The following is a 15,873-nucleotide window of genomic DNA, read 5'->3' as shown; positions in this document are numbered from 1 at the left end:
ATGAGCGCCGTCGCCAGCGGCGCCAACGAGGTCACGCAGCGTCTGTTCGAGCTGATCCGCGCGGTGCCGGATTTCCCGCAACCCGGCATCACCTTCCGCGACATCACTCCGCTGCTCGCCGATGCGAACGGCTTCGCGCACTGCATCGACCTGCTCGCCGAACCCTGGCGCGAGGCGCAGGTGCAAGTCGTTTGCGCGATCGAGTCGCGCGGCTTCATCTTCGGCGCCGCGCTGGCCGACCGCCTGCGCTGCGGTTTCGTACCACTGCGCAAGCCGGGCAAGCTGCCGCCGCCGGTGGTTTCGGCCGCGTACCAGCTCGAATACGGAAGCGACCGGCTCGAGGCGCGCGCCGATGCGCCGGGCAACGGCGAACGCGCCCTGATCGTCGACGACGTGCTCGCCACCGGCGGCACGCTCGCCGCGGCGCGTTCGCTGGTCGACAAGCTCGGCATGCGCGCGATCGGCGCCGCTGTGCTGATCGAATTGACGGCGCTGCCCGGCAGGGCGCGCTGGGGCGAGGAGCTGCCGTTGCGTGCGCTGTTGCGCTACTAGCGCGCCGCCGAGACGCCCGAAGCGGCATCGATTTCTGAAATCGCGAAACGATTTCGCTGGCTCACCACGCTTTCGCGCGCCTATTCAAGAACGACGGGTGAAGTCGATGCAGCGCGACCAGGCAAGTCGCTGCCGCCAACAACCAGATGGCGATCGACGTCAGCGCCGGCACCGGCCTCGGCGGAATGACCGCAGCGCTGACGGACAGGACCGCGTCGTTGTTGCTCGTATTCGGATCGGGCAAGGAGCCCTGAGCCGTCATATGCCCATGCGCTTCGAACAAGAACACGCCGCCGGGCGCTGGACCGACGACGCGCAGGATGACGCGACAAACCGCTGTTTCACCGACTGCCGTTTCGCCGCCCAACAGGGAATACGCGCTCAACGGCGGCGAAGTTTCGCCGCTGATGTCGATCAGTCGGCAGTCCGCACCGGGAAAAGGCGACAGCCAGACATTTCGTTCGTAGGTCAGCGCATCGACCTGCTCGCGCGCGGCGATGCTGTAGGTCCCACGCTGCAGCGGTCCGTATCGTGTGACATCGAACGCGAGGACGGCTTGTGTCCCGATCCGGAACAGCGGATCGGTCGTCGTTTCTACCCGCATGACGATACCGACGTCGTCGGCGACCGGCGGCATGTCCTGCGCCTGCGCCAGCCCGAAGCCAGCGATCAAACCGAGAATCGACAGCGAGCGCAACGTCGTCATCCTCCGCTCAATCCAAGTCGAGATCTTCTTCGAAGCGCAAATGCTTCACGCTGCGCCCGTTGCGACGCACGAGCTTGAGCGCCTCGACGCCGACGCGGATGTGCGCTTCGACGAAATTCGCGGTGATCGCGCGGTCGCTCGCCTCGGTCTTCACGCCCTCGGGAATCATCGGTTGATCCGACACCAGAAGCAGTGCGCCGGTCGGAATGTGGTTGGCGAAACCGGCGGAAAATATCGTCGCCGTTTCCATGTCGATCGCCATGCAGCGCGTCTTGCGCAGGTAGTCCTTGAACGCGGTGTCGTGTTCCCACACGCGCCGGTTGGTGGTGTAGACGGTGCCGGTCCAATAGTCGTGGCCGAGATCGCGGATCATCGTCGACACCGCGCGCTGCAGCTGGAAGGCGGGCAGCGCCGGCACTTCCGGCAGGAGATAGTCGTTGGAGGTGCCCTCGCCGCGGATCGCGGCGATCGGCAGCACCAGATCGCCGAGCTGGTTCTTCTTCTTCAGGCCGCCGCATTTGCCGAGGAACAGCGCCGCTTTCGGCGCGATCGCCGATAGCAAATCCATCACGGTGGCCGCGTTCGGACTGCCCATGCCGAAGTTGATCATGGTGATGCCGTCGGCGGTCGCGTTCGGCATCGGCCGGTCACGGCCTTGCACCGGCACGTCGTTCCATTGCGCGAACAGCTCGACGTAATGGCCGAAGTTGGTCAACAAGATGTGTTCGCCGAACGCGTCCAACGGTGAGCCGGTGTAGCGCGGCAGCCAGTTTTGGACGATGTCGCTCTTTTCTTTCATGGGTCGAGATCTACCAGCGATGGACGGGGCGCCCGCACCCGGTGCAGGCATCGGATCGTGCCAGTGTAGCGCCGGCCCGCTCGTTTGCCGCAGATTTCCGCCTCACCACAAACTGTGGTGATCTTCGACCACGCCGAACGCATTTTCGACCGCACGATCGAGCACGCGGCCGCGAAAGTGCCCGTACGGCTGCACGAAGCGGCTCTTGAGCAGAATCAAGTCGAGTGCCTGGCTGCGCGCACCGAGCGGCGTGAAGACCAGATCGACTTCGTCCGCGCGCCGGCTGCGAATGCGCCAGGGCATCGTGGCGGGATCGCTCGGCAGCTCGAACGCGACGCCGCCGAGCGCGCGCACCTGCGCTCCGTCGAACCAAGCGTTCTCGTCGGAGTCGCCGTGCGCGTCGTCGTAGACCCGCGCGGACAGATTGAGGCCGATCGGTTCGGCGTCCGGCGCCTGAGTTGAGAACGAAGCCCATTGCCAGACCGTCGTGCGATTGGCGAGCGAGCGGGTCCAGTCGATCGAGGCGAGCGCGCCGGTCGCGGGCAGGATCGCGCGATCGCCGCAGCGGAGTTCGCCCGCTGCGCGATAGACCGCCGATTTGTGCGTATAGGCCGCGCGTGTCGCGGACAACGCATGCACGATCGAAAGGCTAGGGCCGGCGGTGCAGTCGAACGCGCCGACGAGGCGATTGCCGCCGAGACCGAGATCGAGTTCGACCTGAAAGCCGTCGGCGCGATAGCGAATGCGGATGGCTTCGCTGCCGTGCTGGTAACGCGTTTCGCCCTCGATCGAACTCGGCGCGATGACGACACCGCGACCGAGCGGAAGCAGCCGCTCCATCTTCAGAAACGACTGCGGGCGAGCGCGATCCACGAGGTAGGCGAACACGTTCGCGGCGTAGCCGAGCTGCACGATCGCGAAGGCGAAGAAGTGCGTGTCGGTCGTCAGCGCGGTGTAGTGCCACTCCTTCAAACGAAAGCGATCGCGGCGGCGGCCGATGTTGACGCGGCGAATCGGGCCTTCGTAACGCCCGGCGCGCAGGCGGCCGTCTTCGACTACGGCGGCCGGCGCGCCGAGCAGCGAACGTGCCGCGGTCGGAGCTGCGGTCATCGAAGACGGGGAGATCGAAGAGTCTGACGTCATCGGATGCGGCTGCGCTTGTGCGAACGCCGCGCTCAGCGTTTGGCGGGCGGAAACTCGACCACCGCCAGCGGCGCCGGAAACGCAAGCTTCGGCGCTTCAACCAACGCCTTCGACCAAGGCTGCCCCTGATCGAAGGCCTCGAAGCGCTCGTATCCACCGAGCGCGCGCCAAGCCTCGATCGCATACGGCAGGCCTTCGGCGGCCAGCGTGGCGGGCGCGTCGGCGAGGTGGAAATGCAGATGCGGTCCGCTCGACTCGCCGGTGTAGCCGAGCGCGCCGATCGTCTGGCCGCGACGCACGCGCTCGCCCGCTTTGACCTGGATGCTGCCTGGTTTCAGATGCTCGTAGAACGCGTAGCGGCCATCGCCCAGATCGAGCGCGACGTAGTTGCCGCTGGCGTCGGCGATCGGCACGCGCGGATTGTCGATCGACACGCGCGGCGGTTCCGCCACGTCGTCGCGCAGTGCGGCGACGGTGGCGTCGGCCACCGCGAGCACATCGGCGCCGTAGCCGAACCAGTCCTTGGTCTGCTTGCCGTCATGCGCGAACTGCTTGCCGTGTGCGTCCAGCTTGACCCAATCGATCGCATGGCGGCCCGGAATGCGCACGCGGCCGTCGATCGCGTACAGCACGCGGCGATGGCCGCGTTCCCACTCGGAACTGTAGATGGCGATCCACGGCCCGCCGCGCAGCGGCGCACCGAGTGCCAGCGCGGCCGGCTCGCGCGGCACCACTTCGCCGCCTTCGACCTGTGTCGTCGCACCGCCCGCGGCGGGCGCGAATGCGATGCGATGGCGCAGCGGACGCAAGCGCGCATCGTCCAGCGCGAAGTCGAAGTAGACCACCGCGCGCAGACCCGGCGCGATCAGCGCGCCGTCCTTGCTCACCGCGCCGGGACGGCCGAGCGCGGCCGCGAGCGCCTTGCCCTGCAGTTCGAACAGCGCCGACGAGGTGCCTTCGGCCAGCACCTCCACGCGCTCGATCCGCAGCGGCTCGGCGGCGAAGTTGGTCAGGTGCAGTTCGTAGACGAGCCGCGTCTTGCCGTCGACGACGACCGCGGTCGGTGCCTGCATCAGCGCGAGATCGAAGGCCTGACGTGCATCGCGCTGCGCCGAGGCGAGCGGAGCAGCCAGTACCAGCAGGCCGGCGAAGAGCCGCCGCAGGAAAAATGACATGTCGTTCATTGCGGGTTCTTCACCGTTGCGCCAACGTGCGGGGGTCACCATTGTGCCCTTGCGCAAGCGCGAGGGGTGGTCCGCCGTCGCGACGGCGGTGGCGAGCGCTCATCGCGCGCTCGCGTTTCGTTTCCGTTCCCGACGCGCAGGCATAATCGGCGCGTCTGCACGCAGAGGAGGCGCCATGCTGATCACCTTCCTTGTTGCCCTGCTGGTGTTCGCAGCGCTCGCATTCCGCGGCCTCGGCTTCCTCGCCTGGATCGCCGCCGCCGGTGTCTGGCTGCTCGGCTGGCGCGTGGTCGGCGTCGCTTCGCCGCATCTGTTCGTCGCGACCGCCCTGGTGCTGGCGCTGTTGGCGCTGGTGTTCGGGCTGCCGCCGCTGCGGCGCGCGCTGGTTTCGCGCTGGGTGATGCCGAAGTTCTCCAAGGTGCTGCCGCGCCTGGGCGACACCGAACGCATCGCGCTCGAAGCCGGCACGGTATGGTGGGACGGCGACTTGTTCGGCGGCATGCCGGACTGGAACAAACTGCTCGCGTTCCAGCCGCGTCCGCTCAGCGCCGACGAACAAGCCTTTCTCGACGGCCCTGTGGAAGAACTTTGCCGCCGTCTCGACGATTGGCAGGTCTACCAGCAGCGCGATCTGCCGCCGGAAATCTGGGACTTCATCAAGCGCGAACGCTTCCTCGGCATGATCATCCCGAAGGAACACGGCGGCTTGGGTTTCTCGGCACTGGCGCATTCGCGCGTGGTCACGCGCATCGCGAGCCGCTCGGTGACGGCGGCCGTCACCGTGATGGTGCCCAACTCGCTCGGCCCGGGTGAACTCTTGCTTCACTACGGTACCGACGAGCAGAAGAAAAAATATCTCGAGCGGCTCGCGCGCGGCGAAGAAATTCCGTGCTTCGCGCTGACCGGCCCCGAAGCCGGCTCGGATGCCGCGGCGACGCAGTCGGAGGGCGTCGTCGAGAAGCGCGTCATCGACGGCGTCGAAGTGGTCGGCCTGCGTCTGAATTGGAAGAAGCGCTACATCACCTTGGCGCCGGTGGCGAGTCTGATCGGCCTCGCGTTCCGTCTGAAAGATCCGCAGAAGCTGATCGGTGACCGCGTCGATCGCGGCATCACTTGCGCGCTGATTCCGCGTGCGACGCCGGGCGTCGAGATCGGCCTGCGCCACGATCCGATGGGCGTGCCCTTCATGAACGGCCCGATCGTCGGCAAGGACGTGTTCGTACCGCTCGACGAAGCCGTCGTCGGCGGGCGCGAGCAGATCGGCCGCGGCTGGCGCATGCTGATGGAATCGCTCGCCGCCGGCCGCTCGATCTCGTTGCCGGCGCTGTCGATCGGCGCGGCCCAGCTCGCCACGCGCATCTGCGGCGCCTACGCCACCGTGCGCGAGCAGTTCGACACGCCGATCGGCCGCTTCGAAGGCATCGAAGAACCGCTCGCGCGCATCGCCGGCCTGACCTATCTGATGACCTCGGCGCGCGGCTTGACCTGCGGCGCGCTCGACGCCGGCGAAAAGCCCGCGGTGATCGGCAACATCTGCAAAGCCTATCTGACCGACAGCATGCGCCAGGTCATCGCCGACGCGATGGACATCCGCGCCGGCAGCGCGATCCAGCGCGGCCCGCGCAATGCGCTCGCGCGCGCCTGGGACGCGGTGCCGATCGGCATCACGGTGGAAGGCGCGAACATCCTCACGCGCACGATGATCGTCTACGGCCAGGGCGCGATCCGCTGCCATCCGTTCGTGCAGAAGGAAATCCAAGCGGTCGCCGACGACGATCTGGCCGCATTCGATCGCGCCATTTTCGGCCATCTGAATCTGTTCGTGACGCGCGCGACGCGGACCAAGCTCTTGGCCTGGACCGGCGCACGCCTGGCTGAAGCGCCGGCGACGCCCGATACGCGCCGCTACTACCAGCATCTGTCGCGCTTCTCCGCCGCGTTCACGATCCTGTCCGACACCGCGATGGGCACGCTCGGCGGTTCGCTCAAGCGGCGCGAGAAACTCTCCGGCCGCCTCGCCGACGCGCTCGCCTACCTCTACCTCGCCAGCTGCGCGCTCAAGCGCTACCACGACGAACCGAAGACACGCCCGAACTACGCGCTGGTGCGCTGGTCGACCGAGCTGTGCCTGTATCGCGTGCAGGAAGCTTTGCTCGGCGTGCTCGACAACCTGCCCGTGCGTTGGATCGCGCTCTTGATGAAGCTCGCGATCTTCCCGCTCGGCGCGCGCTTCCGGCCGCCGTCGGACCGGCTCGGCGCGGAAGTCGCGCGCGACATCCTCGAAGACCGCGAGGCGCGCCGCACTCTCACCGCCGACGTGTTCGTACCGCCGCCGACCGAACCCGGCCTCGGCGCGCTCGAAGCCGCGCTCGACAAGGCGGTGCGCGCGGTGCCGATCGAAACCAAACTGCGCGACGCGGTGCGCGCCGGCCGGCTCGACCGCGCGCCCGGCTACCTGCTCGACGACCTCGGCGCCGCTGCCGGCGTCATCAGCGGCGCCGAGTACGATCTCTTGAACGAGGCACGTGACGCGCGCGACGAAGTCATCGCCGTCGATGCGTTCGATCCAGAGGTCTACAAGACCCTGCACTGAGCGTCATTCGCGCAGCAGCTCGATAGCGACTTCGCCGTCGCCTCTCCCGCTCGCGGGAGAGGCCGGCGCGCTCCGCGCGCCGGTGAGGGGAAACTTGCAGCGACCTTCCGATGCCTCCGCTCACGAACGATCGAGCGAGAGTCGCCTCAAAGCAGACAAGCGTGCCGCAGCACCTTGCCGCTCTTCGCCCCGGTGTATTTGCCGTCGTCGATCGCGAGCTCGCCGTTGACGATCACGCTGTCGATGCCTTCGGGCGGCGCGGTCGGCTGCGACCAGTCGGCGCGGTCCTGCACGCGTTCGAGATCGAACACGATCACGTCGGCGCGCAATCCCTCGCGCAATTCGCCGCGATCGGCCAAGCCCATGCGGGCGGCCGGCCACGAACTCATCTTGCGCACCGCCTCTTCGAGCGTGAGCACGCGGCGCTTGCGCACGTATTCGGCGAGCACGCGCGGGAAGGTGCCGTAGGCGCGCGGATGCGGCAGGCCGAGCGCGTCGACTTCGCCGAACGTCTGCGCCGCGGCGGCGTCGGTGCCGATGCTGGTCCAGGGCTGCTTCAACGCGGTTTCGATGTCGGCTTCGCTCATCATGAAGAACAAGGCCATCGCGCGATTCGGCAGCGCGTCGAGCAGGATGTCCCAGGCCGCGTCGGCCGGTTCCTTGCCGAGCGCGCGGCCGATCTCCACGAAATTCTTGCCGTGGAAGCGCGCGTACTTCGGCACGAAGGCGTTGGCGAGCACGACGTGCTCCCAACCGCCGGCGGCCTCGACCAGGTTCGACCAGCCGGGCAGCGAGCCGGCCGCGACTTCGCGTTTGAGCTGGGCGCGCACGGTGCGATCGCGCAGCTTCTTCCAAGCCGCTTTGGGGCCGGCCGCGAACAGATGGTTGGGCACGGTGATGTCGAGGCCGGTGCCGCCGGCGGTGTAGGGATACAGATCGCCGGCGATGTCGAGGCCGCGCGCGCGCGCCGCCTCGATCTTCGCCACCGCCTGCGGCATCAGGGTGCCCCAGCCCGGCGCGTAGGCGGCCTTCATGTGGAAGATCTCGACCTTGACGCCGCCCTGCTCGCCGATCGCGATCGCTTCGTCGAGTGCGTCCAACAGCTTGGCGCTCTCATCGCGCATGTGCGTGGCGTAGTAGCCGCCGCAGGCGCCGGCGACCTTGGCCAGTGCGATCAAGTCGTCGGTACTCTGGAACGCGTCGGGCGGATAGATCAAGGCGCTGGCGATGCCGAACGCGCCGTTCTTCATCGCGGTCGCGACCAGCGCCTTCATCGCGTCCAACTGCGCCGGCGTCGGGCGGCCGGCGCCCTCGCCCATCACCTTCACGCGTGCCTGCGCGGCGCTGTAGTAGGTGCCGAAGTTGACCGCGATGCCTTGCCGTTCGAGCCGCGCAAAGTAGTCGGGAATCTCGGCGGCCTCGACCGGCGTGCCGCCCTCGCCGGCGATCACGCTGGTCACGCCCATGCGCAGCTTGTTCTCGGCCGCACCATTCTTGAGCAGCACCTCGCTCGACTGATCCATCATGTCGATCAGGCCCGGCGCGACGTACTTGCCGCGCGCATCGATCTCGCGCTTGCCTTCACCATCGAACTGGCCGATGCGCGCGATGTGGCCGTCCTTGATCGCGACATCGGCGCGCACGAACGGATTGCCGGCGCCGTCGAGCACGCGACCGTGGCGGATCACGATGTCGTAGGCGGGCTCGGCGGCGAGCGCTGCGCTCGCGAAGCCGGCGGTCAGCACCAACGAGACGGCGATCGTTCGCTTCATCCGCGTGCTCTCACGGCGACTTCTTGGCGGCGCCGTCGAGCGCTTCGATCGTCGCCGACGACGGCCGCTCGCTCGCCTGCAGGCGCTTCGCAGTCGCCTCGGCTTCGCGCAGCACGCGCAGCACGTTGCCGGCCGCGAGCTTGCCGAGCGCCGCGTCGTCCCAGCCGCGCCGCGCCAGTTCGAGGAACAGCGCCGGATATTTGTCGACCGCATCGAGGCCCTGCGGCGCCGACGGAATGCCGTCGAAATCGGAGCCGATGCCGACGCAGTCGATACCGGCGACGTCGCGGATGTGTTCGATGTGGTCGGCCACCATCGCGACCGTCACCACCGGCGCCGGATGAGCCTTGTCCCATTCGGCCAAGGCGGCCTTGGCGCGCTCGGGCTGGCCGATGTAGAGGCCGGCGAACGGCGGCGCGTTGAAGCGAGTCTGCTCGGCGGCGCGGTCGGACTCCCAACGCGCGCGCTCGAAGGAGACGTATTGCGGCGCGAAATTCATCATCACGATGCCGCGGTTGCGCGCAACCAGAGCGAGCACGTCGTCGGGTACGTCGCGCGGGTGATCGTCGAGCGCGCGCGCGCCGGAATGGGAAAAGATCACCGGCGCCGTCGACACCTCGAGCGCGGCCTTCATCGTCTGCGGCGAGACGTGGCTGAGATCGACCAGCATGCCGAGCCGATTCATCTCGTGCACCAGCGCGCGACCGAACGCGGTCAACCCATTGTGCTTGGGCGCGTCGGTGGCGGAGTCGGCCCAGTCGGTGTTCAAGGAGTGGGTCAGCGTCAGATAACGCGCGCCGAGCGCGTACATCTGGCGCAGCGCCGGCAGGGAGTTGTCGATCTGATGACCGCCTTCGATGCCGATCAGCGCGGCGATGCGCCCGCTCTTGCGCGCACGCAGCACGTCGTCGGCGGTGTAGGCCATGACCATGTCGTCGGGGTAGCGCGAGACCATCGTGTGCACGAGGTCGATTTGCTCCAGCGTCGTCTTCACCGCCGCCGCGCCGGTGGTCGTGGCCGGAATCCAGACCGACCAGAACTGGCCGCCGACGTGGCCTTTGCGCAAGCGTGGAATGTCGGTTGCCAGCGGCACCCAGTCCTCCGGTGCATTCGCCGGCCGTGGCAGTCCGGCGGTATCGGCGCGCAGATCGATGCCGTCGGCGTGGCCGAAGCGGTCGCGGATTCCCCACGGCAGGTCGTTGTGGCCGTCGATCAGCGGCGTCGCTTTGAGCACGCGCTCGACACGCGCGGCGAGGGCCGCGTCGCTTTCGGCGGCAAACGAAGCAGGGCCGACGGCGATGGCGGCAGCGAGACAGGCGAAGCGAACGACGTGGCGGCGAACGATCTTCATGGTGTTTGGGGGCGGCTGCGGGAAAGTGAGCATTTTTACTTTTCCACCTGCACGAACGACAAGTCCTGATAGTCGAAACTGAAGTCGGCCAGCGGCGACACCGCCTTCATCGTCACGCCGGTGACTTTGCCGTCGGCATCGAGCGCGAAGGTCACGTAGGCCGGCTCGATCGTCTTGTCGGTGAAGCGGGTGACGAAGCTGTCGTACTGCCAGTGCTCGAGCGCGCCGCTCATGCGCGGGGTCGACTTGAAATCGATCGCGAGCTTGCCGTTCGCTTGAGCGACCTCGATGCGGCCGTACCAGGGATCGGCGTAGGTACCGGCGTAGCGCGCCAGCGGCAGCGACGGCCCGACCTTGGCCGGCTTCGTCGCGACCGCTTTGTACGCCGCGAGACCTTTCGCCAGCTTCTCTTGCTTGTAGGCGGCGAACTTGGCCGGCCAGTCGTTCGGCGGGAAGCCGAGATAGTGGTCGAGCAGTTCGTACGCGAGGCCGCGCAGAATCTCGCCGTCCTCGCTGTTGATCTCGATGGCGAAACCGATGTTCTTGTCGGGAATCAGCACGACGAACGTCTTGAAGCCGAGCACCGCGCCGCCATGCTGCACGATGCGCGTGCCGCGATAGTCCTGCACGTCCCAGCCGAGCGCGTAGGCGCTGAACATCGGCACGGTCGCCTGCAGCGGCTCGGGCAGCGGATCGATCGGCTGCAGCACCTCGGGCTTCCACATCTGCGCGCTTTGCGCTTCGGAGAACAGGCGGCCCGCGCTGCCGGGCAGCTTGCCGCGGCCGAGCTGGATCGAGAGCCAGCGCGCCATGTCGCTCGCGCTGACCGCGAGCCCGCCCGCGGGCGCGGCGTTGCGACCGAGCACGTCGCGTTCGTCGAGGCGTTCCTGCCGGCCGACGCCGCGCAGGCCGCCGTCCATGCGCGCGTGCGGATAGGCGCGATCGGCGACGCCGAAGCGCACCGCGTCGTCGCTGGTCGAGTGCAGCATGCCGGCCGGGCGCAACACGTCCTCGGCGACGAACTTCTCCCAGCTCTTGCCGCTGACCGCTTCGATCAACTGCCCGGCGACCATGTAGAGCACGTTGTCGTAGGCGAAGCCGCTGCGGAAACTGCTCGCCGGCTTCAAGTAGCGCAGGCGGCGCACCGATTCGGCGCGCGAGAGATCGGAGCGCGGCACGAACAAGAGATCGCCGGCGCCGAGGCCGAGCCCGCTGCGATGCACGAGCAGATCGCGAATGGTGATCTCGCGCGTGACCCAGGCGTCGTACATGGCGAAACCGGGCAGATGGTCGATCACCTTGTCGTCCCAGCCGATCTGGCCACGATCGACCAGCACCGCCAGCGCGGCGGTGGTCACCGCCTTGCCGGTCGAGCCGGTCGGAAAGATCGTATCGGCACCGACCGCTTCGCTGCCGCCGAGCGCGCGCACGCCGTAACCCTTGGCCAGCGTGACCTGGCCCTGCTCGACGATCGCCACCGCCATACCTGGCACACCGATGCGCTGGCGCAACGTTTCCACGCGCGCATCGAAATCGGCCGGCGGCGCGGCGAACGCGGAGGCTGCGAACAAAGCTGCGCACAACGCTATGAAATGTCTCTTCACGAAGCCTCCGCGGCGGGGGTAGGTGCGCGCCGGCGCCACAGACGCACGAGACCGAGCGTCATCAGCGGCAGCACGTAGACGGCGAGAAAGATCGCGGCGAGCGCGCGGTAGCCCTTGGCGATCAGCGCGACCAGGCCGAAACGCTCGGCCACCAGCATGCAGCCGACCAGCAGAGCCAACGCGATGGACAAGCGCGCCGCGGCCGACAGATCGGCGCCGGCGCGTGCGCGCCAGACCTTGGCGATGCGCTCGTTGATCGCGTGCACCGCGCCGGTGCCGCTTTCCAGCAGCGCCGCAAAGATCATCAGCTGGAACAGCAGGTGGAATACGGGCAGTTGGAGTTTCTGCAGCAGGAAGTCGGACGGCAGTGTTTCGTTCGCGATCTGCGGATACCACGCGACCATGCAGATGAAGAACAGCAGCGCCGGCAGCATCGCAAGAGGGCCTGCGATCGCGCCGGCGACGACCGCGTCGCGCGTGCTGGTCAAATGGCGCAGCGCCGGCAGGATCACCACCGCGCCGATGATGTTGTAGCTGGCGTAGGTCAAGCCGCCGAGCGCCCAGCCGGTGCTCGGCGCCGGCGTGGCGAAGCCGGCCAGAATGCGATCGCCGAAGCGCGCGAACGCGAACACGACGAACAAGACGTAAACCGCGTAGAGCAGGAACGAGACGTACTTGAACAGACGCTCGACCGAAGCGTTGCCGAAGGCGGTGAACAGCGCGATGCCGGCCATCAAGGCCAGCGTGCCGGCGAGTCGCGGTAGATCGAAACTCGCTGCGAAGATCGCGCCGGCGGCAGCGCCGAACACGGCCAGGATCAGGACCACGAACAAGACGTAGGCGATCTCGAACACGATCCAGCCCGGCCCGAGCAGGGCGCGCACGAAGCTCAGGTATTCGCGCGCCTGGTACACGCGTGCGAACACGAAGGTCGCGATGCACACGGCGCTCCACACCAAGGTGGCGAGCAGCATCGCGGCGACGCCGCCCCAGGGTCCGCTCGGCAGGAAGAATTCGGCCAGCTCGCGCCCGGTCGCGTAGCCGCCGCCGATCACCACGGCCTTGAACGCGAAGCCGGGCAAGAGGAAGCGTTGGAAGCGCGAAGACATGGCCGGCACTCAGCCCCAGAGCTCGCTGCCGCACCAGATCGTGCCGTCGGCGTAGCGAGCGCGCGGCGGCGGATCGTCGGCGAGGAACAAGGGGCCGTCGAGATCGACGAAGTCGCACAGCTGGCCGAGCACGAAGCCCGGCGCCATCGCCAGGCTGGTGCCGGTCATGTTGCCGACCATCACGCGCAGACCGAGCCGGCGTGCTTCGCGCGCGATGGCGAGGCCTTCGGTGAGACCGCCGCATTTGTCGAGCTTGATGTTGACGACATCGAAGCGGCCGATCAGGTTGGCGAGATCGGCCAGGGTCAGCGCGCTTTCGTCGGCGGCGAGCGGAATCGGCGAGCGGTAGCCGTCGAGATCAGCCTCGCGCCCGCGTTCGAGCGGCTGCTCGAGCAGCGCGACTTGCGCCGCGGCGAGGCCGTCGATCAGCGTGTCGAGCTGGTCGATGCGGTAGCCGCGATTCGCATCGACGCCGATCCAGGCATCGGGTCGCGCCTCGCGTACTGCGGCGACACGCGCGAGATCGAGTTCGATCGCGCCGGTCAGCTTGAGCTTGAGCGAGTGCGCTGCGGCGAAGCGCTGCGTCGCGGCGGCCGCCATCGCCGCCGGTGCTTCCGCGCCGAGGGTGAAGGCGGTGACCAGCGGCTGCGGCGGCGGCAGGCCGGCCAGTGCGCAGACGCTGGAGCCGCTGCGCTTGGCGTCTAGCTCCCACAGCGCGCAGTCGACCGCGTTGCGCGCGCCGCCGGCGCGCATCAGGGACTGAAGATCGGCGCGATCGAGGCCCTCTTCGATCGCACCGCGATGCTGTTCGATCTCGGCCAATAGATTCGCCGCAGTATCGCCGAGGTAGTAGACGCCGGCTGCCTCGCCGCGGCCGCAGTGCGCTCCTTCCTCGATCGCGACCACGACGACGTCCAGTTTCTCGAAGGTGTAGCCGGCGATGCGAAACGGCGCCGCGAACGGCAAGGCTTCGATCGCGACGCGCAGCCGGCGTGCGGGCATCAGAAGTTCACTCCGAAGTGGATCAGCTTGAACGCAAACGCGATCCACAACACGACCAAGGCCGACAGCAGCAGCACGATGCTCCAGACCTTCGCCGGCCAGCGCCGGCGGCCGCGCCAGACCGCCAGGAAGTTCCACAGCATGAGCAGGAAACCGCCGACGAAGACCAGCGTACCGAAGATCTCGGCGAACCAGATCACGCCGTCGAAGCGGGAACTGAAGTTGCTCAGATCGCCGAACATTCGGGCGAACGCGAACGTCCACAGCGCGAGGCCGAGCAGGATCGCGATCGCCGCGATGCGGCTCCAGCGGAACGCGCGCAACGAGGTCGCATCGAGCGCGAGCGTGGCGCCGTAGCGCCGGCGCACGATCGCGGCGACCGGCCACAGCAGCGCCGTCAGCAGCAGCGCGGCCAAGCTCGCGATCAACGCCGGCATCAACCAGCCGGTGTCGTGGTACCAGGCAGCGCGGTCGAACACCATGAACGGCGAGATCGAGTCGAAGCTCCAGCGCACCACCTTGCCATCGACCACCTGCGCAGCGAGACGGTCGTGGCTGTTGCGATCGCGCCAGACGAACGGCGCGATTTCCACCCATTGCCGCGGCTTGCCGTTGGCGCCGTTGATCGGAATCACCAGCTCGCCTTTGCCGTCGACTGCGATCTTCGTCTGCGAGGCGATCTCGAGCGCGGCGATTACGTTGGAGTGCGAGCGGCGCGAGTTGATCCAGGTGCCGACCAGCATCGCCGCGTGTTCCTTTGCGGTCTTCTCGTCGACCGCGCCGTCCTTCGGCGCGAGATTGGGGAAGTAGCGATCGGCGAAGTCCTGGAACAGCGCTTCGCGTAAGGTGCCGGCCGCGCCTTCCTTGCCGCCGCTGTTGAAGGAGACGTAGAAGCCGGTGTTCTCCTTCAAGAACAGATGCAGCGAGGTATGGAACCACTGCGTGTCGCCGAGATGGGCGATAACCTGGCGGCCGTTGAGGTTGGTCTCGAAGAAGCCGAGCTCCATGCGGTTGAGCGGCGGCAGCACGTCGAGCGGGCTGTTGTGCATCGTCTCGATGGTGTCGGCACGCAGGATGCGCTGGCCGTTGTATTCGCCACCGTTGAGGTGGGCGATCATGAAGTGCGCCATGTCTTCGCCGGGCGCGGACAAGGAACCGGCCGGCGCCGGGCCGACGAATTCGAACGGCTTGGGTTCTTCCGAGCCGCGCGCGTAGCCTTTCGACATCGACGGCGCCAGCGCTTCGGGCAGCGGCTGGCGGAAGCTCGAGTGGCGCATGTCGAGCGGCGCCAGCACGTGCTTGTCCAGATAATCGTAGAACCCTTCGCCGGAAACGCGCTGCACGATGTAGCCGGCGAGCGAGGTGGCGTAGTTGGAGTATGCCGGCGTCGAGTTGGGTGCGTAGACGCGTTCGGGGGTCCAGCGTTTGAGCAAGGCTTCGAACGTCGGCGCGTCGGACGAGGCGGACATGATGTCCTTGCCCTGCTCTTCGAAACCGGCGACGTGCTGCATGATCTGGCGCAGCGTGACCGGCTTGCCGTCGCGCGCGGGAATCTTGAAGTCGAGGTATTGATTGACGTCGGCGTCGAGATCGAGCTTGCCCTGCTCGACCTGCTGCATAACCGCGGTCCAGGTGAACAGCTTGGACACCGAGCCGGGACGGAACAAGGTCGTCTTCGGATCGACCGGCGCGCGCGCGGCGACGTCGGCGTAGCCGTAGCCGCGCGCGCTGACGATCTGACCGTCCTTGACCACAGCCACCACCGCGCCGGCGATGTCGCCGGTGGCGAGCGCGTAGGGCATGTAGCCGTCGAGCCAGGCGTCGAGATCGGCCTTGCTCAGGGCGACGCCGTTCGCGTCGCCGGGCGTCGGCACGAGCGCCGCGCTCGGCGGCTGCGCAGCAGCCGGCGCCGGTTCGGTCGGCGCTTGCGCCGATACGGAAATCGTCGCCAGTGCGGCCAGCGCCGCGACCAGCCAGTTGATCTTCTTCACAGCCTTTCCTCCCGCAAGCATCCGCAAAGTCGTTCGTGTCCGTCGTTCTGCAAGGACGAAGGTCGTA

At 67.6% G+C, this 15,873-nt stretch carries 12 protein-coding genes; 2 read left to right on the top strand and 10 right to left on the bottom strand.

The window, feature by feature from the left end; translation table 11 throughout:
- Positions 1–552, top strand: coding sequence for an adenine phosphoribosyltransferase (locus tag AC3QL3_RS02840; RefSeq protein ID WP_492896769.1), 552 nt, complete (start codon positions 1–3; stop codon positions 550–552).
- A gap of 61 nt (positions 553–613) precedes the next feature.
- Here the strand turns inward: AC3QL3_RS02840 and AC3QL3_RS02835 are convergent, their stop codons facing one another.
- The 4 genes from AC3QL3_RS02835 to AC3QL3_RS02820 form a co-directional block, all read right to left on the bottom strand.
- Positions 614–1,258: a hypothetical protein gene (locus AC3QL3_RS02835; RefSeq protein ID WP_492896768.1), complete on the bottom strand. Its 645-nt coding sequence runs from the start codon at positions 1,256–1,258 to the stop codon at positions 614–616.
- Between the two features lie 7 nt (positions 1,259–1,265).
- Complete coding sequence (locus tag AC3QL3_RS02830; protein ID WP_492896767.1) at positions 1,266–2,057, bottom strand: AMP nucleosidase; 792 nt, start codon at positions 2,055–2,057, stop codon at positions 1,266–1,268.
- Positions 2,058–2,159: 102 nt separating this feature from the next.
- Entirely contained in the window at positions 2,160–3,167 is a 1,008-nt protein-coding gene (locus tag AC3QL3_RS02825; protein WP_492896765.1) for a DUF2804 domain-containing protein, read from the bottom strand.
- Between the two features lie 65 nt (positions 3,168–3,232).
- The gene (locus tag AC3QL3_RS02820) at positions 3,233–4,384 is read right to left on the bottom strand and encodes a M23 family metallopeptidase (RefSeq protein WP_492896764.1); all 1,152 of its coding nucleotides are present in this window, start codon (positions 4,382–4,384) and stop codon (positions 3,233–3,235) included.
- A gap of 175 nt (positions 4,385–4,559) precedes the next feature.
- On the opposite strand from AC3QL3_RS02820, the gene AC3QL3_RS02815 reads away from it, so the two are divergent.
- Positions 4,560–6,977, top strand: coding sequence for an acyl-CoA dehydrogenase (locus AC3QL3_RS02815; RefSeq protein ID WP_492896763.1), 2,418 nt, complete (start codon positions 4,560–4,562; stop codon positions 6,975–6,977).
- A 146-nt stretch (positions 6,978–7,123) separates the two neighbouring features.
- Here AC3QL3_RS02815 and AC3QL3_RS02810 read toward each other — a convergent pair whose 3' ends face one another.
- Genes AC3QL3_RS02810 through AC3QL3_RS02785 form a run of 6 tightly spaced genes read right to left on the bottom strand, consistent with a single transcriptional unit; the run spans position 7,124 to position 15,806 of the window.
- Positions 7,124–8,749 (bottom strand): N-acyl-D-amino-acid deacylase family protein, encoded by a 1,626-nt coding sequence (locus AC3QL3_RS02810; protein ID WP_492896762.1) that lies wholly within the window; start codon positions 8,747–8,749, stop codon positions 7,124–7,126.
- Between the two features lie 10 nt (positions 8,750–8,759).
- The gene (locus AC3QL3_RS02805; RefSeq protein WP_492896761.1) at positions 8,760–10,100 is read right to left on the bottom strand and encodes a dipeptidase; all 1,341 of its coding nucleotides are present in this window, start codon (positions 10,098–10,100) and stop codon (positions 8,760–8,762) included.
- A 35-nt stretch (positions 10,101–10,135) separates the two neighbouring features.
- Positions 10,136–11,704 (bottom strand): serine hydrolase, encoded by a 1,569-nt coding sequence (locus AC3QL3_RS02800; protein ID WP_492896759.1) that lies wholly within the window; start codon positions 11,702–11,704, stop codon positions 10,136–10,138.
- Positions 11,701–12,813: a YkvI family membrane protein gene (locus AC3QL3_RS02795; RefSeq protein WP_492896758.1), complete on the bottom strand. Its 1,113-nt coding sequence runs from the start codon at positions 12,811–12,813 to the stop codon at positions 11,701–11,703. The genes AC3QL3_RS02800 and AC3QL3_RS02795 overlap by 4 nt, the downstream gene beginning before the upstream one ends.
- Before the next feature lie 9 nt (positions 12,814–12,822).
- Positions 12,823–13,815 (bottom strand): dipeptide epimerase, encoded by a 993-nt coding sequence (locus AC3QL3_RS02790; RefSeq protein WP_492896757.1) that lies wholly within the window; start codon positions 13,813–13,815, stop codon positions 12,823–12,825.
- On the bottom strand, positions 13,815–15,806 hold the full coding sequence (locus AC3QL3_RS02785; RefSeq protein WP_492896756.1) for a serine hydrolase domain-containing protein: 1,992 nt from the start codon (positions 15,804–15,806) through the stop codon (positions 13,815–13,817). Before AC3QL3_RS02785 ends, AC3QL3_RS02790 begins: the two co-directional genes overlap by 1 nt.
- Positions 15,807–15,873: the final 67 nt, after the last annotated feature.

This window comes from Dokdonella sp. GW821-FHT11D02 (assembly GCF_058808595.1).
Note: the sequence above shows the minus strand (reverse complement) of the source record. Positions and strands in the feature narration are given on the sequence as shown.